Origin of the sequence: Lactobacillus sp. HMSC08B12, from assembly GCF_001808415.1 — a bacterium.
Lineage (GTDB): Bacteria > Bacillota > Bacilli > Lactobacillales > Lactobacillaceae > Lactobacillus > Lactobacillus delbrueckii.
Genome location: NZ_KV793194.1, coordinates 33,999 through 56,457 on the forward strand (window position 1 = coordinate 33,999; position 22,459 = coordinate 56,457).

Consider the following 22,459-nt stretch of genomic DNA (forward strand, 5'->3'; position numbering starts at 1 on the left):
AATTACCAAACGTAAGCGATAACTTCGCCGCCGACGTTCTTTTCTCTAGCTTCCTTGTCGGTAAGGATACCAGCTGAAGTAGAAACAATGGCGATACCTAAGCCGTTCAGAACCTTTGGCAGGTTGTCAGCTGAAACGTAGTTTCTCAAGCCTGGCTTGGAGATACGCTTCAAACCGGAGATAACACGTTCACCGTTTGGACCGTACTTCAAGGTAATCTTGATTACGCCTTGCTTACTGTCTTCAGTTACTTCGTAGTCACGGATGAAACCTTCTTGCTTCAAGATTTCTGTAAGTGACTTCTTAATGTTTGATGCAGGAATTTCTACTGAATCGTGCTTAGCCATGTTGGCGTTTCTGATTCTAGTCAAAAAGTCTGCGATTGGGTCAGTCAATACCATCTATGCTATCCTCCTTACCGATTTACCAGCTGGCCTTCTTAAGACCAGGGATTTGACCTTTGTGTCCCAATTCCTTCAGGCAAATGCGGCACAAACCAAACTTGCGGTAAACAGAGTGTGGACGCCCACAACGTTCGCAGCGAGTGTATTCACGTGAAGAAAACTTTGCAGGACGGTGATTTCTTACCTTTTGTGATGTCTTAGCCATGTATGTCCTCCAAATTACTTAGCAAATGGCATGCCAAATTGAGTCAAAAGTTCACGAGCTTCTTCATCAGTTTGAGCAGTAGTTACGATAACGATATCCAACCCTCTAGTGCGGTTAACCTTATCGAAGTCGATTTCTGAGAAGATCAATTGTTCCTTAACACCCAGAGTGTAGTTGCCCCGGCCGTCAAATGAACGAGTTGAAACACCACGGAAGTCACGAACACGTGGAAGAGATACGTTGATCAGCTTGCTCAAGAAGTCGTACATTCTGTCGCCTCTAAGGGTAACCTTAGCACCGATAGACATACCTTCACGCAAACGGAAGTTGGCGATTGACTTCTTGGCCTTGGTAATCATTGGCTTTTGGCCAGAGATCAGAGTCAATTCTTCAACAGCTTCGTCCAGGTTCTTTGCGTTGGCAACGGCGTCACCAACACCCATGTTCAAAACGATCTTGTCGATCTTTGGTACTTGCATGCTTGAAGTGTAGTTAAACTTCTTAGTCAATGCAGGAACGATTTCTTCGTTGTACTTAGTTGCAAAACTATTAGCCATTAGTGTCCTCCTTCCCTAATTAATCTTTGTTGCTTTCAGCTTTAGCAATAACCTTAACGTTAGAAGCGTGGATTGAACCTTCAGTTTCAACCACACCGCCGTTAGCGTTAGCAGCTGAAGCCTTGGTAGCCTTCTTGATCATGTTGACGCCCTTAACAACAACGCGGTTCTTCTTAACGTTTACGGAAAGGACAGTGCCTTCCTTGCCTTTTTCTGAGCCGGCAATAACTTTTACCTTGTCACCAATTTTAACGAACATTCGCGCAACTCTCCTTTTACAATACTTCAGGGGCAAGTGACACGATCTTCATGAAGTCCCCTTCACGGAGTTCACGTGCAACTGGCCCGAAAATACGAGTACCACGAGGGCTCTTGTCAGCGTTGATAATAACTGCTGCGTTTTCGTCAAACTTGATGTATGAACCGTCTTCACGACGAGCGCCTGACTTGGTTCTTACGATAACAGCCTTAACGACGTCACCCTTCTTTACAACACCACCTGGCGTTGCTTGTTTAACAGCTGCGACAACGATGTCACCGATGTTACCGGTCTTGCGCTTTGACCCGCCCATAACGCGGATAACAAGCAATTCACGTGCACCGGAGTTGTCAGCTACCTTCAAACGAGTTTCAGTTTGAATCACTATTAAATCCTCCCTTAGCTAATCCGTAAATTAAACAGATTTCTTAACAATGTCAACTAAACGGAAACGCTTAGTACGTGATAATGGACGGGTTTCCATGATACGAACGATGTCGCCTACCTTGGCTTCGTTATTTTCATCCATAGCGTAGTACTTCTTTGAGTAACGAGTACGCTTGCTGTAAACTGGGTGGTTCTTGTAAGTATCAACTACAACAACGATAGTCTTGTCCATCTTGTCGGAAACGACACGGCCTTGGTAAACGTGGCGGCGGTTTCTTTCGATTGATTCGCTCAAGTTAGTATCTCCCTTCCACTAGTTTTGTTCTAATTCTTTTTCGCTCAAGATAGTCTTGATCCGAGCGATGTTCTTACGGACTTGGCTCAAGCGAGCGGTGTTTTCTAATTGACCGGTAGCTTGTTGGAAACGCAAGTTGAACAATTCTTCCTTGTATTGCTTTTCCTTTGCCAACAATTCATCAGTTGATAATGATCTGATTTCCTTAGTCTTCATTAGTTGCGCCACCTGCTTCCTGGTCTTCTCTCTTCACGAACTTGCACTTAATTGGAAGCTTGCTTGCTGCGAGGCGCATTGCTTCGCGAGCAGTTTCTTCTGAAACGCCACCAATTTCGAACATGATCTTTTCTCTCTTAACTACAGCTACCCAACCTGCTGGTGCACCCTTACCGGAACCCATACGTACACCAACACCCTTAGCAGTGTAGGACTTTTGAGGGAAGATTCTGATCCAAACCTTACCACCACGCTTCATGTAACGAGTCATCGCAACACGGGCAGCTTCGATTTGACGGTTAGTAATCCAGTGGGATTCAAGTGCTTCAAGACCGTATTCACCAAATGCTACAGTCTTGCCACCCTTGGCAGCACCACGCATCTTACCACGGAATTCACGACGGTGTTTTACACGCTTTGGTACTAAAGGCATTACTTCTTACCTCCCTTTGAACGCTTTGCAGGTTGATTCTTGCGACCTGGCAAAATTTCGCCACGGTTGATCCAAACCTTAACACCGATTTCGCCGTAGGTAGTAAATGCGTTTACCCATGCGTAGTCGATGTCAGCTCTTAAAGTATGAAGTGGAACACTGCCTTCAGTGTGCCATTCACGGCGAGCCATGTCAGCACCGTTCAAGCGGCCTGCAGTTTGTACCTTGATACCCTTGGCGCCGGTACGCATTGAACGTTGCGCAGCTTGACGGCTGGCACGACGGAAAGCGATACGAGCTTCAAGTTGACGAGCGATGCTGTCAGCAACAAGCTTGGCGTCGAGATCAGGCTTCTTGATTTCAACAATGTTAATGTGAACTTGCTTGTTAGTCAAAGCGTTGATTTCCTTGTTCAAGGCTTCAACTTCAGCGCCGCCCTTACCGATAACCATACCTGGACGAGCAGTGTGGATAGTGATGTTTACACGGTTAGCAGCACGTTCAATTTCAACAGTGGATACGGAGGCATCCTTCAACTTTTCATCGAGGAACTTTCTGATCCGAAGGTCTTCGTTTAAAGTTTCCTTGTAGCCTCTAGCAGCGTACCATTTAGCTTCCCAGTCGCGGTTAACACCAAGACGGAAACCAATTGGGTTAATCTTTGAACCCATTCAAATACCTCCCTTAATCGTTCAATTCTGAAACAACAACAACTACGTGGCTGGTTCTCTTCATGATTGGAGAAGCAGAACCCTTGGCACGTGGACGGAATCTCTTCAAAGTAGCACCTTCGTTAACGTATGCTTCTGATACGTAAAGGTTTGCACTTTCAAGATCGTAGTTGTGTTCCGCGTTAGCAACTGCTGAACGCAAAACCTTTTCAACGATTGGGGAAGCAGCTTTTGGCGTAAACTTCAAAATTGCCAATGCTTCAGCAACGCTCTTACCCCGGATCAAGTCTACAACGAGACGAGCTTTTCTTGGGGCGATACGAACAGTTCTTGCTTCAGCTCTAGCTGAACTAATTTGTTCTGCCATTTAATTGTTTCTCCTTCCTTATTACTTGGATGCCTTGTCGTCAGCCTTGTGGCCGCGGAAGGTTCTAGTAGGTACGAATTCGCCCAGCTTGTGACCAACCATGTCTTCAGTTACGAAAACTGGAACGTGCTTTTTACCGTCGTAAACAGCGATAGTCAACCCTACGAAAGAAGGGAAAATAGTTGAACGACGTGACCAAGTCTTGATAACTTGCTTCTTTTCTGCGGCTTGTTGCTCGTCAACCTTCTTCAAAAGGTGGGCGTCTGCAAAAGGACCCTTTTTAATACTACGGCTCATTTAATTACCCCCTTCTCTTACTTACGACCCTTGCGGTGACGGATGATTAACTTTTCACTAGCCTTCTTGCTGTCTCTAGTCTTAACACCACGTGACTTCTTGCCCCATGGAGTCATTGGCTGTGGACGGCCGACAGGTGCCTTACCTTCACCACCACCGTGTGGGTGATCGTTAGGGTTCATTACAGAACCACGGGATTGTGGACGCTTGCCCATCCAACGTGAACGACCAGCCTTACCGATGTTGATCAGTGAGTGTTGTTCGTTGCCGACAGCACCGATAGTAGCGCGGCATTCTGAAAGGATTTCACGAACTTCGCCGGATTGCAGACGAACTTGAGTGTACTTGCCGTCAACACCCAAAACTTGAGCTGAAGTACCAGCACTACGTGCGATTTGGCCACCCTTGCCTGGCTTAAGTTCGATGTTGTGAACTTCAGTACCAGTTGGGATGTTCTTCAGTGGCAATGCGTTACCAACCTTGATGTCGGCATCTGCGCCTGATTCTACCCATGAACCTACAGTCAAGCCCTTAGGAGCCAAGATGTAAGCCTTAGTACCATCAGTGTAGTGCAACAAGGCGATGTTTGCTGAACGGTTTGGATCGTATTCGATTGCGACAACCTTAGCCTTAGCGTTGTCCTTAGTACGCTTGAAATCGATGATACGGTATTGTTGCTTGTGACCGCCGCCACGGTGTCTTACAGTAATGTGACCGTATGAGTTACGACCTGCAGTCTTTGACTTAGAAGCAAGCAAAGTCTTTTCAGGCTTTGACTTAGTGATTTCTGCAAAGTCAGAAGAAGTCATATTACGACGACCGTTTGATGTTGGCTTGTAAACTTTAATAGCCAATTGACTGACCTCCTAATTACTTGATTTATTCGTTGTTTTCGTCTTTGAAAATCTTGATGTCGTTTGAATCTTCAGTTAAAGCAACAATAGCCTTTCTGCGACGAGCAGTCTTGCCAGTGTAGCGGCCTACGCGCTTTTCCTTGCCGCGAACATTCATGATGTTCACGCTCTTAACCTTAACATCGAAGATTTCTTCAATAGCGTCGCGAACTTGAAGCTTGGTAGCAGTTAAGGCCACGTCGAAAGTGTACTTCTTGCTGTCCATCAAGTCGGCTGACTTTTCAGTGATAACAGGTCTTAAGATAATGTTGCGTGCGTCCATTAAGCCAATACCTCCTCAATCTTCTTAACGTCGTCTTGAGTCAAAACGAGCTTGTCGTAGTTAACGGCGTCTTCAACGTTCAAGCCGTTAACTGGAACAACCTTAACCTTTGGCAGGTTCTTGGCTGAAAGTTGTACGTTCTTGTCGTCTGAAACAACCAGAACCTTGCCTTCAAGCTTCAAGCCGTTCAAGATTGCAATGAAGTCCTTAGTCTTAGGAGCGTCCAGAGTCAGCTTGTCCAGAACTACCAAGTTTTGGTCAAGGAGCTTTTGTGACAAGACAGACTTGATAGCCAGACGGCGTTGCTTTCTTGGCATGCTGTAAGCGTAGGAACGTGGAGTAGGCCCAAAGACAACACCACCGCCGCGCCATTGTGGAGCACGGATTGAACCTTGACGAGCACGACCAGTACCCTTTTGTCTCCAAGGCTTCTTACCACCACCGCGAACGGCAGATCTGTTCTTCACCTTAGAGGTACCCTGACGCTTGCCAGCTCTTTGTCTGATGATTGCATCAAAGACAACAGCTTCGTTTGGTTCAACGCTAAACACGTTGTCGTTTAAAGTTACTTCACCAGCGTTGTTGCCGTTTTGATCCATAAGTTTGAAATTAGCCATTTGAGTCCTCCTTCCTACTTGCTAGCCTTTGCAGATGACTTAACAATGATCAATGAGTTCTTGGCACCTGGCACGTTACCCTTGATCATCAAGACGTTCTTGTCTGCAACAACTTTTTCTACTACTAGGTTTTCAATAGTAACAGTCTTCACACCCATGTGACCTGGCAACTTCTTGCCCTTTGGCACGCGGTTGATGATTGAACCCATTGAACCCGGAATTCTGTGGTAACGGGAACCGTGAGTTTCAGGACCACGTGATTGGTGGTGGCGCTTGATGTTACCTTGGTAGCCATGACCTCTTGAAGTACCAGTAACGTTGACAACGTCACCTTCCTTGAACGTCTCCACAGTAGTTTCTGAGCCGACTTCGTAGTCACTAAGCTCTACTCCGCGGAGTTCACGAATGAAGCGCTTAGGTGAAGTCTTTGCCTTATCAGCATGACCTTTTTCTGGCTTGTTGCTCAAAACTTCACGCTTGTCTTGGTAGCCCAATTGTACAGCTTCGTAACCGTCGTTTTCTACAGTCTTAACTTGCATAACAACGTTTGGAGTTGCTTCAATAACAGTTACTGGTACAAGAACACCATCTTTAGTGAAGATTTGAGTCATGCCAACTTTTCTTCCTAAGATTCCTTTGGTCATGATTACACCTCTTTCTATCTAAAAATTAAAGTTTAATTTCGATGTCTACGCCGCTTGGCAGATCGAGCTTCATCAATGAGTCAACCGTCTTAGGGGTTGGGTTCAAGATGTCGATCAGACGCTTGTGGGTCCGCATTTCGAATTGTTCACGTGAGTCCTTGTTCTTGTGTGGTGAACGCAGAACAGTGAACAAAGTTCTTTCAGATGGAAGCGGAACTGGACCTGAGATTTCAGCGCCAGTTCTCTTCGCAGTGTCCACAATCTTAGCAGCTGATTCATCGAGAATGCTATGTTCGTAAGACTTTAATCTAATACGAATCTTTTCATTTGCCATCTAATTACCTCCTATACGTCTTCTTTAAAAGATGACTAGCTCGGCGAAAATTCCCTGCACAACCACTGTGGCAATGCAGCCTGGCGTGCCGCAACCTTCCGCGTCGAAGCTACCTACAATTTGTACTCAGAGGGCCTTTTCCCTCTCAAAAGCACTTTATCTAGTATAAGGCCTTAAGCCTTAAATAGCAAGGGTTTAGCCCTATTTTTTTCGAAAAAGTTTCCTAGAATTGCTTTCCCTTGGTGGAGAAATTTTTCTTTCCTTTTTAACATATTTCCAGAAGCCAGTTTTTCCTTAAAAATACAAAAAATACAAAAAATCCTAGCAAGGACAAGTAATGTCTTTACTAGGATTTCTGTTTTGGCCTAAATCAAGGCTTAGATCATGCTAGGAAGCATTAAGCGTTGCCGCCGCGCTTCTTGATGATTTCAGCTTGGATTGACTTAGGACATGGTGAGTAGTGGTCCATAACCATCGTGAAGGTACCACGGCCTTGAGTGGATGAACGCAGGGTAGTTGCGTAACCAAACATTTCTGACAATGGAACCATCGCGTTGATGACCTTGGCACCTGCTCGGTCTTCCATACCTTCCATTTGGCCACGACGAGCAGTGATTGAGCCCATAACGTCACCAAGGTATTCTTCTGGAGCGATGACTTGAACCTTCATGATTGGTTCAAGGATAACAGCGCCAGCCTTTGAAGCAGCGTTCTTCAAAGCCAATGATGCGGCAACCTTGAAGGCAGCTTCGCTTGAGTCGACTTCGTGGTATGAACCGTCGTACAGCTTAGCCTTAACGTCGATCAATGGGTAGCCAGCCAGAACACCGTTCTTCATGGCTTCTTGCAAACCAGCGTCAACTGCTGGGATGTATTCACGAGGAACTACACCACCGACAATGGCGTCTTCGAATTCGTAGCCCTTGCCTTCGTTTGGAGTAAATTCGATCCAAACGTCACCGTATTGACCCTTACCACCGGACTGACGAACAAACTTACCTTGAGCTTGAGTCGGTACAGTGAAGGTTTCACGGTAGGCAACTTGTGGTTCACCGATGGTTGCTTCAACGTTGAATTCACGCTTCATACGTTCAACCATGATGTCCAGGTGAAGTTCACCCATCCCGGAGATCAAAGTTTCACCAGTTTCTGGGTTAGTTTCAGCCCGGAAAGTTGGGTCTTCTTCAGTCAGCTTTTGCAAAGCGACATCCATCTTGTCCCGGTCAGCCTTTGACTTAGGTTCAACTGAAACTTGGATAACTGGAGCTGGGATGTCCAGGCTTTCCAGAATCAATGGGTGAGCTGGGTCAGTCAAAGAGTCACCAGTAGTGGTGTTCTTCAAACCGATGGCACCAGCGATGTCACCTGAGAAGACTTCTGGGATTTCAGTACGTGAGTTGGCGTGCATTTGCAGCAAACGACCAACACGTTCACGTTGGTTCTTTGAAGCGTTCAAAACGTAGGAACCTGATTCCAATGAACCAGTGTAGACACGGATGAAAGTCAAACGACCAACGAATGGGTCAGTGGCGATCTTGAAGGCCAAAGCTGCAAATGGCTTGTTGTCGTCAGCCAGCAGTTCAACTTCGTTGCCTTCCTTGTCGTGGGCGATGTAAGGCTTAACGTCAAGTGGTGATGGCAGGTAGTCAACAACACCGTCAAGCATCATTTGCACACCCTTGTTCTTGAAGGCTGAACCAGCAAATACTGGGAAGGCCTTCAACTCCAAAGTTGCCCGGCGCAAGGCAGCCTTAAGTTCTTCGTTGGAGATTTCTTCACCGCCAAGGAACTTTTCCATAATGTCGTCGTCAACTTCAGCGATCTCTTCGATCATTTCTTCACGACGGCTTTCGGCTTCTTCCTTGTATTCGTCTGGAACTGGAATAGTTTCCCAGTTTGCGCCCAGCTTGTCTTCGTCGTAGACGTCGGCAACCATGTCGAACAAGTCGATAACGCCTTCGAATTGGTCTTCAGCACCGATAGGCATTTGAACGGCGATAGCGTTAGCGTTCAAACGTTCGTGCAGACTCTTAACTGAGAAGTCGAAGTTGGCACCGATCTTGTCCATCTTGTTAACGAAGACGATCCGCGGAACACCGTAGTTTTCAGCTTGACGCCAAACGTTTTCAGTTTGTGGTTCAACACCTGATTGTGCGTCCAGAACAGTTACGGCACCGTCAAGGACACGCAGGGAACGTTCAACTTCGATAGTGAAGTCGACGTGTCCTGGGGTGTCGATGATGTTGATCCGGTGGTCCTTCCATTGCGCAGTAGTGGCTGCGGAAGTGATCGTGATCCCACGTTCCTTTTCTTCTTCCATCCAGTCCATTTGGGAGTCACCTTCGTGAGTTTCACCAATCTTGTGGATCTTACCAGTGTAGTAAAGGATACGTTCAGTAGTAGTAGTCTTACCGGCATCGATGTGGGCCATGATACCGATGTTGCGAGTCTTCTCTAATGAGAATTCACGTTTGTTAGCCATATTTTTCTATCTCCTTAGATAACGAGCACTGGATTAGAAACGGTAGTGAGCGAAGGCACGGTTAGCTTCTGCCATACGGTGCACGTCTTCACGCTTCTTAACGGCTGAACCAGTGTTGTTTGAGGCATCGATCAATTCGTTTGCCAGACGTTCATCCATAGTGTGTTCGTTACGCAGGCGGGAGTATGAAACCAGCCAACGCAATGCCAAAGTAGTTTGTCTTTCTGGACGAACTTCTACAGGAACTTGGTAGTTAGAACCACCGATACGGCGAGCCTTAACTTCCAAAACTGGCTTAACGTTGTTCATGGCTTCTTCAAAGACGTCCATTGGTTCCTTGCCAGTCTTGTCCTTGATGATGTCAAAAGCATCGTACAAGATTGATGAAGCTTGAGCTCTCTTACCATCCTTCATCAAGTGGTTGATCAGCTTAGTAACCAGCTTTGAGTTGTAAACTGGGTCTGCTAAAACGTCTCTCTTTGAAACATGACCTTTTCTTGGCATTATTTAAGTCCTCCTTTAACCCTTCTTAGCGCCGTACTTAGAACGAGCTTGCTTTCTGCCGTCAACACCAGCAGTGTCAAGGGCACCACGAACGATGTGGTAACGTACACCAGGAAGGTCCTTTACACGGCCCCCACGGATCAGTACAACTGAGTGTTCTTGCAAGTTGTGGCCTTCACCTGGGATGTAGGCAGTAACTTCAGTCAAGTTTGAAAGACGTACACGGGCGTACTTACGCAAAGCTGAGTTAGGCTTCTTTGGCGTCATAGTACCGACACGAGTCGCAACCCCACGCATTTGTGGTGCTGGGTTGAAGACTTGTTCCTTCTTCATGCTGTTGTAGCTGTAGTTCAAGGCTGGTGACTTTGACTTAGTAGTCTTTGAGTGACGGCCTTTTCTAACCAATTGATTAATGGTTGGCATTAACTAGTTCCTCCTAAATTTATATATCATTTTGTTCACATATCCGGGAGTTTCTTTTTTGCCTCGCGGAGTAATCTTCAAAACATACATCTGTTAGTATACTCCATTTGCCAGCTAATGCAAAGCTTTTTTCAAGAATTTCCAGCCTGGAAAAAGCTGCGCTTTTTCACTCGATGACAGCGTTTTCTATCTATGCTAAGATTGATTTTATGCGAAAAATATTAATTTGTTGTTAGTAGAAAAGAAAAAATGAGGTAAAAAAATGATCAAATTAATTGCTATCGACACTGACGGCACCCTGCTCAACTCCCAAGAAGAAATCCAGGCCAGCACAAAGGAAGCCATCTCTAAGGCACTTGACCGCGGCGTTAAAGTCGTCCTCTGTTCCGGCCGGCCAATCGCGGGCCTGGCCCCTTACATGAATGAACTTGGTATAAAGGGCGAGGACCAGTATGCCCTAACCTTAAACGGGGCAATCAGCCGCAAGGCCAGCGGGGAAATCATGACCAGCGACTTGATCGCTAATTCAGTTTACCGGCGGCTGACCGCCTACGCCCTCTCTTTAAAGCTCCCCTTCAACATCGTGGACTTTGAATCCCGGATCATTACGCCGAACCATGACATCGACCCGATGGTTTACCAGCAGGCTTACGAAAACCAGGCCGTCCTCTTTGTCAGAAGCGTTGAGGAATTTCCGGAGAAGGGCCAGGCCATTGCCAAGGCCTGCTTTGTCGGCAGCCAGGAGCTTTTGGACAGAGTAGAAGACCGGGTCAAGGAAGACTGGGGGCAGGACTTCAACGTTCTGCGGACTGACGCCCGCTTCCTTGAACTGCTCAATCCCAAGGTCAACAAGGGCCAGGGGCTCAAAGAACTGTGCGGCCGGCTGGAAATCGCGCCAGAAGAAGTCATGGCGATCGGCGACGAGAGAAACGACTTAGACATGTTTGCTTTTACCGGCACCAGCGTGGCCATGGGCAACGGCAATGACCTGGTTAAGCAAGCCGCTGACTATGTCACCAGTAGCAATGATGAAGACGGGATCGCCCAGGCTCTGGAGAAGTTTGTTTTTTAGCAGGTAATTTTCCCTAAACTGACAATTTTTTGCCTTTTTAAAAAATATTGGCAAAAAAGGTGTAATAGTAAGTGGAGGGAAAAAATGCTCAGCGAAATGATTTCTTTACTCTGCGGTCTTTTGGCAGCTCTCATCGCCGACCGTTATCGTTATAATACCTTTCTTGAGTGTAAAAGCCGGCTGGCGGATGATATCCCTTACATCATCCTGGCCGGAAATTTGTTAGTTTATTTAATCTCCAATTCTAGGAGCAGTGCTATTTCTTTGCTCTTTATAATCAACTTCTTTTTAATGGTTGTCAGCGACCTGCATGAACAGTCTTTTGATACTTGCCTGCTCGTCGTACCGCTGGCCACCGGGCTGATGCATTTTTTCCAGGCACCAAACACGGAAGGCCTGGGGCAGGCTGCAATTTTTCTGGCAGTCCTGGTCTGGCTCGCTTTTACAGGGAAAATGGGCAGCGGGGACGTTTGGCATTTTTTACTCCTGTCTTTAAATTTTTCATGTCCCGTTGCTGTGAAGAGTTTCCTGCTGGCCTCCCTGCTGGCCATCGCCCACGCGCTTTGGCATAAGCGGCCGGGTAAAGAGCCCTTTGCCTTCCTGCCCTACTTATTCTGGGGCCTCAACCTCCAATTTTTCCTTTAGGGTAAAAAAAAACGTTCGGATGACTTTGAGCCATTCGAGCGTTTTTTCTTGTTAATTAAACTGGATTACTTGCTTTCAGTTTCCTTGTTTTCGTCTTCCATCTTCTTTTCCAGGTCAGCGATTGAGTAAACTGAGTCTGGTTGTTGAACATCGGCCTTTGGCACTTGGTCGCGGTAAATTGGCATACCAGTACCAGCTGGGATGATCTTCCCGATGATGACGTTTTCCTTCAAACCAAGAAGCGGGTCGTTCTTTCCGCGGATTGACGCGTCGGTAAGAACCCGGGTAGTTTCTTGGAAGGAAGCAGCTGACAGGAAACTGTTGGTTTCCAAGGCAGCCTTGGTGATACCCAGAATGTCAGCCTGGGCAGTAGCCGGGATCCCGCCGCTGATGATGACGTCACGGTTTCTGTCGCGGAATTCAGCGATGTCCATGACTTCACCTGGCAAGATGTCGGTTTCACCTGGGTCAAGAACCCGGACCTTCTGCAGCATCTGTCTGGTCAAGACTTCGGCGTGTTTGTCGGCCAGGTCAACCCCTTGAGTCCGGTATGACTTCTGGACTTCAGCCAGGATGTATTCTTCAGTCGTCAAGGTGTCAGTTACCTTGATCAATTCCTTAGGGTCGATAGAACCAGGGATCAGCTTGTCACCACGGTGGATTTCATCACCTTCCTGAACTGCTGGCTTAGCAGTGTAAGGAATGGTGTAGACTCTGGTGTCGATCTTGCCCTTAACGGTGATTTCCTGCAAGTGTTCAGCCGCGTTGCTTTCGATCTTGTCAACAACACCGTCAACTTCAGAGATAACCGCGCGACCCTTAGGGTTGCGGGCTTCGAACAATTCTTGCACACGAGGCAGACCTTGAGTGATGTCTTCTGCGCCGGCAACACCACCGGTGTGGAAAGTACGCAGGGTCAGCTGGGTACCTGGTTCACCGATTGACTGAGCGGCAACCGTACCAACTGCTTCACCGATTTCAACTTCTTCGGCAGTGGCCAGGTTCCGGCCGTAGCACTTCCGGCAGATACCGTGGGAAGTGTTGCAAGTCAGGATTGACCGGATTTGAACTTCCTGCACGCCAGCGTCAACAATCTTCTGCGCCATTTGTTCGTCCATCAGGACACCCTTAGGGCAGATGACTTCACCAGTTTGCGGGTCACGGATAGTCCGGTTGGTAAAGCGGCCGACCAGACGGTCGTAAAGTGATTCAATCAAGCCGGCATCCTTGTCAACGATGGCCTTGGCAGTAATGCCGCGGTCAGTGCCACAGTCGTCTTCACGAATGATAACGTCCTGGGCAACGTCGACCAAACGACGGGTCAGGTAACCAGACTGGGCAGTCTTCAAGGCCGTGTCAGTCATCCCCTTCCGGGCGCCGTGAGTGGACATGAACAGTTCCAGAACGGTCAGACCTTCCTTGAAGTTGGAGATAACCGGGATTTCGAACAACTCACCACTTGGAGTGGCCATCAAACCACGCATACCAGCCAGCTGGGTAAAGTTGGAGATGTTACCACGGGCACCGGACTGCTGCATGACGGAGATTGGGTTCTTTTGGTCCTTGAATTCAGCAATTTCCTGTTGAACGGCATCCTTACAGTCAGTCCAGATCTTGATGACGTTGTCGTGACGTTCCTTGTCGGACAGCTTGCCCCGGCGGAACATCTTGGATACTTGCTTAACCTGCTTGCGGGCTTCAGCAACCAAGGCATCCTTGGTCTTGGTTTCCGGAACGTCAGCCATACCGATGGTCAAACCGGAAATAGTTGAAGCTGAGTAGCCCATTTCCTTCAAGTCGTCCAGGTATTCAGAAGTTCTTTGTACCCGGTAGCGCTTGTAGATTTCAGAAATAGTGTCACCCAGGAAGCCCTTCTTGAATGGCGTAGCCACCAGGTCCTGGCCAATTTCAGCGATCTTGTCCTGGATGTCCTGGCCATCTTCCAAGAAGTACTTGTCAGCCATTGGCTGCTTTAAGTTGTCCTGGGTTGGTTCGTTGATGTAGAAGTAGTCGTCTGGGAAGAGGGAGTTGAAGACCAAGCGGCCGTAAGTAGTTACGAAAATGCTGTCTTCGTGGCCCGCGCCCCAGTCCTTCTTCGGCATCGAAGCGGCTGACACACCGATGATGGTGTGGTAGTGAATATCACCGTTGTTGTAGGCGATGGTTGCTTCTTCTGGAGTAGCAAAGATCATGCCTTCGCCTTCCCGGCCGATTTCAGCCTGGGTCAGCCAGTAGTTACCCAAAACGATGTCCTGGGACGGAGTAACGATTGGCGTACCGTCCTTAGGAGTCAAGATGTGGTGGGCAGCCAGCATCAAGAGGCGGGATTCAGCTACAGCTTCGTCTGACAACGGCACGTGGATGGCCATCTGGTCACCGTCGAAGTCGGCGTTGTAGGCTTCACAAGCCAGCGGGTGCAAACGCAGGGCCTTGCCTGGGACCAAAACTGGTTCAAAGGCCTGGATTGACAGCCGGTGCAGGGTAGGTGCCCGGTTCAAAAGAACTGGACGTTCCTTAATGACGTATTCCAATACGTCCCAGATGTCGTCGTCTTCCCGGTCGATCTTGCGCTTGGCGTTCTTGATGTTGGAAGCAATGCCCCGGCGGACAAGTTCCCGCATAACGAATGGCTTGAACAATTCCAGAGCCATTGGACGCGGAACACCACATTGGTAAAGCTTCAGCTTTGGAGAAACGTCGATAACTGAACGGCCGGAGTAGTCAACACGCTTACCAAGCAAGTTTTGACGGAAACGCCCTTGCTTACCCTTCAGCATGTGTGAGATAGACTTCAGTGGCCGGTTGCCTGGCCCAACAACTGGGCGGCCCCGGCGGCCGTTGTCGATCAAGGCGTCAACTGCTTCTTGCAGCATCCGCTCTTCGTTTTGCACGATCAAGCCAGGAGCGTGCATGTCCAGCAGCTTCTTCAACCGGTTGTTACGGTTGATAACCCGGCGGTAAAGGTCGTTCAAGTCGGAAGTGGCGAAACGGCCACCTTCCAGCTGAACCATTGGCCGCAAGTCCGGCGGAATAACCGGAACAGTTTCCATAACCATCCATTCAGGCTTGTTGCCGCTGTTTCTGAAGGCATCAAGGATGTCCAGCCGGCGGATGGCCCGGGTCCGCTTTTGCCCCTTCAAGGTTTGCAGTTCTGCCTTAAGGGCAGTAACTTCCTTGTCCAGGTCAACCTGCTTAAGCAGGTCGCGGATAGCTTCGGCACCCATCTTAGCCACGAAGCGGTTGCCGTACTTGGCCTTTTCTTCCCGGTATTCAGCTTCAGTCAAGAGCTGCTTGGCTTCCAGGCCAGTGTCACCTGGATCGATGACAATGTAGGCAGCGAAGTAGATAACTTCTTCCAATTGCTTTGGAGACACGTCCAAAACCAGACCCATTCTTGATGGGATACCCTTGAAGTACCAGATGTGGGTTACAGGAGCAGCCAGTTCGATGTGGCCCATCCGTTCCCGGCGCACGTGAGAGGTCGTTACTTCAACCCCGCACCGGTCACAGACGATCCCCTTGTAGCGAACGCCCTTGTACTTGCCACAGGCACAAGCGTAATCCTTGGTCGGCCCGAAGATCCGTTCATCGAACAGACCGTCTTTTTCTGGCTTCAAAGTCCGGTAGTTGATGGTTTCCGGCTTCTTAACTTCTCCGTAAGACCAGCTTCTGATCTTGTTTGGTGAAGCCAAACCAATCTGCATGCTTTCAAACTTATTTACGTCGATCAAAGTTTAACCTCCCAATTACTTTGAAGCCTTGTCGTCGTCAGCAGTTTCAGCTTCATTTGCATCAGCATTTGCATCAGCATCTGCTTCAGCTGCGTCTTCTTCCGCGCTGCCTTCTGCTTCAGCTTCCGCGGCGATTTCGGCCTCTTCTTCGGCCAACTTCTTCTTTTCTTGCGCTTCCGCAAGGCGAGATAAAGCATCGATGTTTACATGTTCATTTGAGTCTTCGTCCATGTCGCGCAGTTCAACTTCGTTTTCGTCGCTGTCCAAAACGCGCAGGTCCAGACCCAATGATTGCAGTTCCTTGACCAAAACGCGGAATGATTCAGGCACGCCTGGCTTAGTAATTCTTTCGCCCTTGACGATTGCTTCGTAGGCCTTGACACGGCCGACAACGTCGTCAGACTTGTAGGTCAGGATTTCTTGCAGGGTGTAGGCTGCACCGTAGGCTTCCAAAGCCCAGACTTCCATTTCACCGAAACGCTGGCCACCGAATTGCGCCTTACCACCCAAAGGCTGTTGGGTAACAAGTGAGTAAGGCCCGATTGACCGCGCGTGGATCTTGTCATCAACCATGTGAGTCAGCTTCAGGTAGTACATAACCCCGACTGAAACCCGGTTGTGGAATGGTTCACCGGTCCGGCCGTCGTAAAGGACAGTCTTACCGTCTGAGTCAACGCCGGCTTCGCGGACAAAGTCCCAAACGTCGTCTTCGCTGGCCCCGTCGAATACCGGAGTAGCCACGTGGATACCCAAGGCCCGGGCTGCCCGGCCCAAGTGGATTTCAAGTAGCTGCCCGATGTTCATACGTGATGGCACACCCATTGGGTTCAAGCAGATGTCGACTGGAGTACCGTCTGGCAGGTAAGGCATGTCTTCAACTGGAGCAACCAGGGCAACCGTACCCTTGTTACCGTGACGACCGGACATCTTGTCCCCGACTTGGATCTTTCTCTTCTGTACGATGTAAACCCGGACCAGGGTGTTAACGCCTGGTGCCAGTTCGTCGCCGGCTTCACGGGTGAAGACTTGAACGTCTTGAACCACACCGCCACCGCCGTGAGGTACCTTCAATGAAGTATCACGGACTTCACGGGCCTTTTCGCCAAAGATGGCGTGCAGCAGTCTTTCTTCAGCGCTCAGTTCAGTGATCCCCTTAGGGGTAACCTTGCCGACCAGGATATCGCCGTCGTGAACTTCGGCACCGATCCGAATGATCCCGCTTTCGTCCAGGTCCTTCAAGGCGTCTTCACCAACGTTAGGGATTTCCCGGGTGATTTCTTCCGGCCCCAGCTTGGTGTCACGGGCTTCTGAGTCGTAGTCTTCAATGTGGATTGAAGTGTAGACGTCTTCCTTAACCAGGCGTTCGCTCAGCATGATGGCGTCTTCGAAGTTGTACATGTTCCAAGTGGTGAAGGCGATAACCGGGTTTTGACCCAGGGCAAGTTCGCCGTCAGCCATTGACGGACCGTTGGCAATTACCTGGCCGTCAACAACCTTGTCGCCGCGCTTGACGTTTGGCGTCTGGTTGTAGTTCTTAGTCGCGTTTGACCGGCGGTACTTTTCAAGGGTGTAAGTGTCCAGTGTCTGGTCTTCGCGGCGGACGCGGATTTCGTTTGCGTCCACGTATTCAACTTCACCGTCTGCTTCAGCCAGCAAGGCGTCACCGGAGTCGTGACCTGCCCGGTATTCCATACCAGTAGCCACAAGCGGACCGTGCGGGTTGATCAAAGGAACAGCCTGACGTTGGTGGTTGGCCCCCATCAAGGCCCGGTTGGAGTCGTCGTTTTCCAGGAATGGAATACATGCGGAAGTTACGGAAACAACCTGCTTTGGAATAACGTCTATGTAGTCGATCCGGTCTGGACTTACTTCGACGTTGTCTTCCCGGTGCCGGCAAAGGATCACGTCATCAACGAAGGAGCCGTCTTCGTTCAAAGGAGTATTGGCCCCGGCGATGATGTAGTTGTCTTCTTCATCGGCAGTCAAGTAGTCGATCTTGTCGGTAACCTTGTGGGTTGCCCAGGAAACGCGCCGGTATGGGGTTTCCAGGAAGCCGTACTTGTTGATGATGGCGTAAGTGGCCATGGAGTTGATCAAACCGATGTTAGGGCCTTCTGGCGTTTCGATTGGGCACAGACGGCCGTAGTGGGTGTAGTGAACGTCCCGGACTTCGTAGCCGGCCCGGTCACGGGACAGACCACCAGGCCCCAAGGCGGACATACGCCGCTTGTGGGTCAATTCACCCAGCGGGTTGTTTTGGTCCATGAATTGGGAAAGCTGGGATGAACCGAAGAATTCCTTGATTGAACCAACGATTGGCCGGATGTTGATCAATTGCTGCGGAGTAACCGTAGCCGCGTCTTGAATTGACATACGTTCGCGGACAACCCGTTCCATCCGGGCCAAACCGATCCGCATCTGGTTTTGCAGCAATTCGCCAACCCGGCGGATGCGACGGTTACCCAAGTGGTCGATGTCGTCGATGTTGCCGACGCCTTCTTGGAGTTCCAGGAAGTAGTTGACAGAAGCGATGATGTCGGCTGGAGTGATGCACTTAACGTCTTCAGCAATGTGGCCGTTGGAGATCAGCTTGATTTCCCGGTCAGGAATTTCACGGGAGAAGACCTTGATTTCCTGAACAGTTACAGGTTCTGGGATTGCACCTTCATCAGATGGGGTGTAGGTAACAGTCTTGAAGTCGTCGCGGTCCAGGTAGTCCTTCAGAACGTCCATGACTTCGTTGTTGACAACCGTCCCCTTGGCAGCCAGAACTTCTCCAGTGTCAGGGTCAGCCAGGGTTTCAGCCAAAGTGTAGCCCAAAAGCCGGTTCTTCAAGCTCAGCTTCTTGTTGACCTTGTAGCGGCCAACAGCAGCCAGGTCGTAACGGCGTGGATCAAAGAAGCGGGAAACCAGGAGGCTCCGGGATGAGTCGGTAGTCTTTGGTTCACCTGGACGCAGGCGGTCGTAGATGTCCTTCAAGGCTTCTGCTACCCGGCTGTCTGCTGGGTTCTTGTGAACATCCTTGTCCAAAGTCAGGTCCAAAGTGTCGCTGTCGCCGAAGATTTCCTTGATTTCGCTGTCAGAGCCAAAGCCAAGGGCCCGCACCAGGACAGATAAAGGAAGCTTCCGGGTCCGGTCAACCCGGACGTAGGAAATGTTCTTGGCGTCAGTTTCGAATTCCAGCCAAGCCCCGCGGTTAGGGATGACAGTCGTGCCGAAGATTTGCCGGCCGTTCTTGTCGAATTCGCCACTGTAGTAGACACCAGGTGATCTAACCAGCTGGGAAACGATAACTCTTTCCGCCCCGTTAACGATGAAGGAGCCGGACTTGGTCATCAGCGGCAAGTCGCCGAAGAAGACGTCTTGGGTCTTGATTTCGCCAGTTTCGTGGTTGGTCAGCTTCAGAGTCACGTGCATTGGAGCGGAGTAAGTCGCGTCGTGCTTGCGTGATTCATCGACAGTATACTTAGGTTCTTGCAGCTTGTAGTCGACGTATTCCAGAGTCAGGCGGCCAGAAGCGTCGCTGATTGGCAGAATGTCGTCGAAAACTTCCTTAACGCCTTCGTCAAGGAACCACTTGTATGATTCAGTCTGTACGTCGGTCAAGTTTGGCAGCGGCAGGATTTCCTTAATCCGTGAGAAGCTGCGTCTTGTCCGGTGTTGTCCGTAATTTACTACGTGTCCGTTTAGCAAGGAAAACATCCTTTCTATCCTGTTGAAGAAAGCAAATATTACATTTGTGTTACATTTTAAAAAGGCCGGGATTTTGGGCATAAAAAAGACAAAAACGAACCAGTCGTTTTTGTCTGTATCATTTTACTGGACAATATATCAGTAAAATCCTGAACTTCAGCCTTTTAAATCGCCCAATATTGTACCACTAATTTTAAAGGAAAGCAAGCCCTAGCGGCCGCTAAAAAGCATGGCCGCCTGGCTGGCCAGACCAACCCCGGTGAGCTGGTAGCCGCCAGCCGTGATATTCCAGAAAATCTGCTTGCCTTGCGGGCTGAGCTGGGATTTGATCGCGACCGGCTCTAAAGCGATCCGCAAGTCCCGCATCACCTTGCCCAGGTAAACCTTCTCTTCCAGCTGCTGCTTAGCTTCAAGCAGGGCCTCCCGCTCTTCTCTTGGCATTTCGTCGTAAAGAGCGTCGATGATGTCGCTGTAAAGCAGGATCCGCCCGTCAGTCTTCTTGCTTGCTTCTTGTTCTGCCTTAGCAGCTTCAGCTTTTTTCTTCTTGCCAAACATAATCTGCCTCCAAAAATCTATTGATTATCCCTTGATCTTTTCACCGGTCTTGGCCTTGACGATTTCAAAGCGCAGCTTGCCGCCCCGGGCACCGATCTTGACCGTGTCGCCGGCCTGCAGCTTTTCGCTGACCAGGTCCTGGGCCAATTCGTCTTCAACTTCATCCTGGATGGTCCGCCGCAATGGCCGGGCCCCCATTTCCGGATTGTAGCCGTCCTTGGCCAATTGGTCCAAGGCAGCTGGCGAAAGGCGCAAAGTAATGTCTTTTTCCGCCAGCCGCTTGACCAGCTTCCGGGTCAAAAGCGTCACGATTTCCCGCAGCTGCTTGGCTTCCAGCGGCTTGAAGACGATCTTTTCGTCGATCCGGTTCAAAAATTCCGGCCGGAAGAAGTCCTTGGTGGCCCTGGTTACCTTTTCTGCGATCAGCTTGCCCTGGTCTTCCTGGCTGGCTGAGAAGCCCACGTGGCTGCCAGCTTCCAGGCTTCTGGAACCAAGGTTGGAAGTCATGATGATGATCGTGTTTCTGAAGTCGACCTTCCGGCCCAGAGAATCAGTCATGAAGCCTTCATCCAGGACCCGTAGCAAGACGTTGAAAATTTCCGGGTTTGCCTTTTCCACTTCGTCAAAAAGAACCACTGAGTAAGGATGTTCCCGGACTTTGTTGGAGAGCTGGCCCCCTTCTTCGTAGCCAACGTAGCCAGGCGCTGACCCGATCAGCTTGGAGGAAGATTCCCGGTCCATGTACTCTGACATGTCGACTCTGATGATGTTGTCTTCTGAGCCAAAAACTGCCTCAGCCACAGCCTTAGCCAGTTCAGTCTTGCCGACCCCGGTTGAGCCTAGGAAGAGGAAGGAACCGATCGGCCGGTTCTCGTCCTTCAAGCCGCTTCTGGACCGGCGGATGGCATTGGCCACGGCCTTGACGGCATCGTCTTGGCCGATGACTCTTTCATGCAGGATCCCCTCCAGGCGGGCCAGGCGCTTATTTTCGCTGGTCTTAAGCTGGGTTACCGGAACCCCGGTCCAGATGGAGACCACCTTGGCCACGTCTTCAGCCCCAACGACTGACCGCTTCTCATCCTTGCCGGCCAGCTTCTTGGCAATCTCATTCCGCTTTTGCCGCAAGGCGATTTCCTGGTTGCGCAGCTTGGCCGCTTGGGCAAAGTTCTGCTTGGCTGCTTCATCGTTCTTCTGCTTGAGAGTCCGGCTGATTTCCAAATCGATTTCAGCCAGGTCCTTGTCTTCGCCAGTGTCATTAGCCAATTTAACCGCCGCGCTGGCTTCATCGATCAAGTCGATGGCCTTGTCCGGCTGGTAGCGGTCGGCAATGTAGTGGCTGGACAAATCAACTGCTGCCTGCAAGGCTTCTTCTGACAAAGCTACCCGGTGGTAGTCTTCATACTTGTCCTTGATCCCATGCAAAATTTGCAGGGTTTCCTCTTCATTTGGCTCAGCCAGGCGGACCAGCTGGAAGCGGCGGACAAAGGCAGAGTCTTTTTCCATGTGCTTGCGGTATTCTTCAAAAGTCGTGGCCCCGATCAATTGAATGTCCCCGCGGGCCAATGCCGGCTTCAAGGTGTTGGAGGCGCTCATCGCCCCTTCCGCGTCCCCGGCCTTGACCAAAGAGTGGATTTCGTCGACAAAAAGAATGACATTCTTGCTGGCAGTAACTTCCTTGATTAAGCGGTCCATCCGCTCTTCAAATTCACCCCGGTAGCGGGTACCGGCCACCATGCTGTTGACATCCAGTGAAACCACCCGCTTGTCAGCCAGGTCCCGGGGAACCTTTTTAGCAACGATCGCGCTGGCCAAAGCTTCAGCGACCGCGGTCTTGCCGACCCCAGGCTCACCGACCAAAAGGGGGTTGTTCTTGGTCCGCCGGGACAGGATCTGAATCACCCGGTCCAGTTCCCGCTGGCGGCCGATCACCGGGTCAATGTTGCCTTCTTTAGCCCGCCGGTTCAAGTCGATCCCGAAGCGGTCCAAAATCGGCGTCTGCGACTGGCTGCTGCCTGCCGCGGCTGGCCGGCTGGTCTGGCTGCTTTCCCCGGTCACCTGGTTGGCGTCGTCCAGTTCGTCTTTCAAGTTTTCCAGGTCCACGTCCAGGTTGCGCAGGATCATGGCTGACAGGATCTGCTCACTGGAGACCAAAGCCTGGAGAATGTCAGTCGTTTCGATTTCCTTGCTGGACCGGAGTTCAGAATTCCGCTTGGCATAATCCAGCGCCAAAGTCAGGCGGGGAGAAAATTCCATGTAGCTGGTCGGGGCCGCTGAGCCGTAGTCCGTGTAGCGCTCGATTTCTTCCCTGACTCCGGTCGGCGTCACGTTCATGGTCCGCAGGATCTTGCCGGCTTTGCCGTCAGCTTCGATTACCAGGGCCAAAAGGACGTGCTCTGTCCCGACCAGGCGGTGGTGAAACTCCTTGGCTTGTTCCTGGGCAATTTCCAAGACCTGTCTGCTGCTCTTACTGTATGAATTTTGCATATAAAAAT

25 protein-coding genes are annotated in these 22,459 nt (G+C 49.9%); 2 read left to right on the forward strand and 23 right to left on the reverse strand.

Annotated features, from left to right (window positions below; all coding sequences use genetic code 11):
• Positions 1-2: 2 nt before the first annotated feature.
• The 19 genes from rpsH to rpsL all read right to left on the reverse strand — a co-directional run bounded on the left by rpsH (position 3) and on the right by rpsL (position 10,271).
• On the reverse strand, positions 3-401 hold the full coding sequence (rpsH, locus tag HMPREF3168_RS07610; RefSeq protein ID WP_003613310.1) for a 30S ribosomal protein S8: 399 nt from the start codon (positions 399-401) through the stop codon (positions 3-5).
• Between the two features lie 22 nt (positions 402-423).
• A complete protein-coding gene (locus tag HMPREF3168_RS09945) occupies positions 424-609 on the reverse strand; it encodes a type Z 30S ribosomal protein S14 (protein ID WP_002878192.1) in 186 nt (61 codons plus the stop codon).
• 14 nt (positions 610-623) lie between these two features.
• Positions 624-1,166, reverse strand: coding sequence for a 50S ribosomal protein L5 (gene rplE, locus HMPREF3168_RS07615; RefSeq protein ID WP_003613323.1), 543 nt, complete (start codon positions 1,164-1,166; stop codon positions 624-626).
• Positions 1,167-1,185: 19 nt separating this feature from the next.
• Complete coding sequence (rplX, locus tag HMPREF3168_RS07620) at positions 1,186-1,425, reverse strand: 50S ribosomal protein L24 (RefSeq protein WP_003613346.1); 240 nt, start codon at positions 1,423-1,425, stop codon at positions 1,186-1,188.
• A gap of 16 nt (positions 1,426-1,441) precedes the next feature.
• Positions 1,442-1,810, reverse strand: a complete 369-nt coding sequence (gene rplN, locus HMPREF3168_RS07625; RefSeq protein WP_002878195.1) for a 50S ribosomal protein L14 — start codon at positions 1,808-1,810, stop codon at positions 1,442-1,444.
• A 30-nt stretch (positions 1,811-1,840) separates the two neighbouring features.
• A complete protein-coding gene (rpsQ, locus tag HMPREF3168_RS07630) occupies positions 1,841-2,107 on the reverse strand; it encodes a 30S ribosomal protein S17 (protein ID WP_002878196.1) in 267 nt (88 codons plus the stop codon).
• An 18-nt stretch (positions 2,108-2,125) separates the two neighbouring features.
• Positions 2,126-2,323 (reverse strand): 50S ribosomal protein L29, encoded by a 198-nt coding sequence (gene rpmC, locus HMPREF3168_RS07635; RefSeq protein WP_002878201.1) that lies wholly within the window; start codon positions 2,321-2,323, stop codon positions 2,126-2,128.
• A complete protein-coding gene (gene rplP / locus HMPREF3168_RS07640) occupies positions 2,313-2,756 on the reverse strand; it encodes a 50S ribosomal protein L16 (protein ID WP_002878205.1) in 444 nt (147 codons plus the stop codon). Before rplP ends, rpmC begins: the two co-directional genes overlap by 11 nt.
• On the reverse strand, positions 2,756-3,427 hold the full coding sequence (gene rpsC, locus HMPREF3168_RS07645) for a 30S ribosomal protein S3 (RefSeq protein ID WP_003613357.1): 672 nt from the start codon (positions 3,425-3,427) through the stop codon (positions 2,756-2,758). Before rpsC ends, rplP begins: the two co-directional genes overlap by 1 nt.
• A gap of 13 nt (positions 3,428-3,440) precedes the next feature.
• Positions 3,441-3,794 (reverse strand): 50S ribosomal protein L22, encoded by a 354-nt coding sequence (gene rplV, locus HMPREF3168_RS07650; protein WP_002878207.1) that lies wholly within the window; start codon positions 3,792-3,794, stop codon positions 3,441-3,443.
• 21 nt (positions 3,795-3,815) lie between these two features.
• Positions 3,816-4,091, reverse strand: a complete 276-nt coding sequence (gene rpsS, locus HMPREF3168_RS07655; protein ID WP_003613342.1) for a 30S ribosomal protein S19 — start codon at positions 4,089-4,091, stop codon at positions 3,816-3,818.
• A 17-nt stretch (positions 4,092-4,108) separates the two neighbouring features.
• Positions 4,109-4,945, reverse strand: coding sequence for a 50S ribosomal protein L2 (rplB, locus tag HMPREF3168_RS07660; RefSeq protein ID WP_003613318.1), 837 nt, complete (start codon positions 4,943-4,945; stop codon positions 4,109-4,111).
• Between the two features lie 25 nt (positions 4,946-4,970).
• Positions 4,971-5,267, reverse strand: a complete 297-nt coding sequence (gene rplW / locus HMPREF3168_RS07665) for a 50S ribosomal protein L23 (RefSeq protein ID WP_003613331.1) — start codon at positions 5,265-5,267, stop codon at positions 4,971-4,973.
• The gene (gene rplD / locus HMPREF3168_RS07670; protein WP_003613326.1) at positions 5,267-5,884 is read right to left on the reverse strand and encodes a 50S ribosomal protein L4; all 618 of its coding nucleotides are present in this window, start codon (positions 5,882-5,884) and stop codon (positions 5,267-5,269) included. The genes rplW and rplD overlap by 1 nt, the downstream gene beginning before the upstream one ends.
• 14 nt (positions 5,885-5,898) lie before the next feature.
• Positions 5,899-6,528 carry a 50S ribosomal protein L3 gene (gene rplC / locus HMPREF3168_RS07675; RefSeq protein WP_003613313.1) on the reverse strand — a complete coding sequence of 210 codons (630 nt, stop codon included), beginning with the start codon at positions 6,526-6,528 and terminating at the stop codon, positions 5,899-5,901.
• A 25-nt stretch (positions 6,529-6,553) separates the two neighbouring features.
• Positions 6,554-6,862 (reverse strand): 30S ribosomal protein S10, encoded by a 309-nt coding sequence (gene rpsJ, locus HMPREF3168_RS07680; protein WP_003613348.1) that lies wholly within the window; start codon positions 6,860-6,862, stop codon positions 6,554-6,556.
• A gap of 397 nt (positions 6,863-7,259) precedes the next feature.
• The gene (gene fusA / locus HMPREF3168_RS07685) at positions 7,260-9,344 is read right to left on the reverse strand and encodes an elongation factor G (protein WP_003613351.1); all 2,085 of its coding nucleotides are present in this window, start codon (positions 9,342-9,344) and stop codon (positions 7,260-7,262) included.
• 33 nt (positions 9,345-9,377) lie between these two features.
• Positions 9,378-9,848, reverse strand: a complete 471-nt coding sequence (rpsG, locus tag HMPREF3168_RS07690) for a 30S ribosomal protein S7 (RefSeq protein WP_002878218.1) — start codon at positions 9,846-9,848, stop codon at positions 9,378-9,380.
• Positions 9,849-9,863: 15 nt separating this feature from the next.
• Entirely contained in the window at positions 9,864-10,271 is a 408-nt protein-coding gene (gene rpsL, locus HMPREF3168_RS07695) for a 30S ribosomal protein S12 (protein ID WP_003613306.1), read from the reverse strand.
• Between the two features lie 262 nt (positions 10,272-10,533).
• Here rpsL and HMPREF3168_RS07700 point away from each other — a divergent pair, with 262 nt between their 5' ends.
• The gene (locus tag HMPREF3168_RS07700) at positions 10,534-11,343 is read left to right on the forward strand and encodes a Cof-type HAD-IIB family hydrolase (RefSeq protein WP_003613330.1); all 810 of its coding nucleotides are present in this window, start codon (positions 10,534-10,536) and stop codon (positions 11,341-11,343) included.
• Positions 11,344-11,427: 84 nt separating this feature from the next.
• Positions 11,428-11,988, forward strand: a complete 561-nt coding sequence (locus HMPREF3168_RS07705; protein ID WP_003613309.1) for a hypothetical protein — start codon at positions 11,428-11,430, stop codon at positions 11,986-11,988.
• Between the two features lie 65 nt (positions 11,989-12,053).
• Here the strand turns inward: HMPREF3168_RS07705 and rpoC are convergent, their stop codons facing one another.
• The 4 genes from rpoC to HMPREF3168_RS07725 form a co-directional block, all read right to left on the reverse strand.
• Positions 12,054-15,719 carry a DNA-directed RNA polymerase subunit beta' gene (rpoC, locus tag HMPREF3168_RS07710; protein WP_003612821.1) on the reverse strand — a complete coding sequence of 1,222 codons (3,666 nt, stop codon included), beginning with the start codon at positions 15,717-15,719 and terminating at the stop codon, positions 12,054-12,056.
• Positions 15,720-15,734: 15 nt separating this feature from the next.
• Positions 15,735-19,412 carry a DNA-directed RNA polymerase subunit beta gene (locus HMPREF3168_RS07715; protein WP_035175111.1) on the reverse strand — a complete coding sequence of 1,226 codons (3,678 nt, stop codon included), beginning with the start codon at positions 19,410-19,412 and terminating at the stop codon, positions 15,735-15,737.
• 210 nt (positions 19,413-19,622) lie between these two features.
• Positions 19,623-19,967 (reverse strand): bacteriocin immunity family protein, encoded by a 345-nt coding sequence (locus HMPREF3168_RS07720; protein WP_003612790.1) that lies wholly within the window; start codon positions 19,965-19,967, stop codon positions 19,623-19,625.
• Positions 19,968-19,991: 24 nt separating this feature from the next.
• On the reverse strand, positions 19,992-22,451 hold the full coding sequence (locus HMPREF3168_RS07725) for an ATP-dependent Clp protease ATP-binding subunit (RefSeq protein ID WP_070489464.1): 2,460 nt from the start codon (positions 22,449-22,451) through the stop codon (positions 19,992-19,994).
• Positions 22,452-22,459 lie beyond the last annotated feature (8 nt).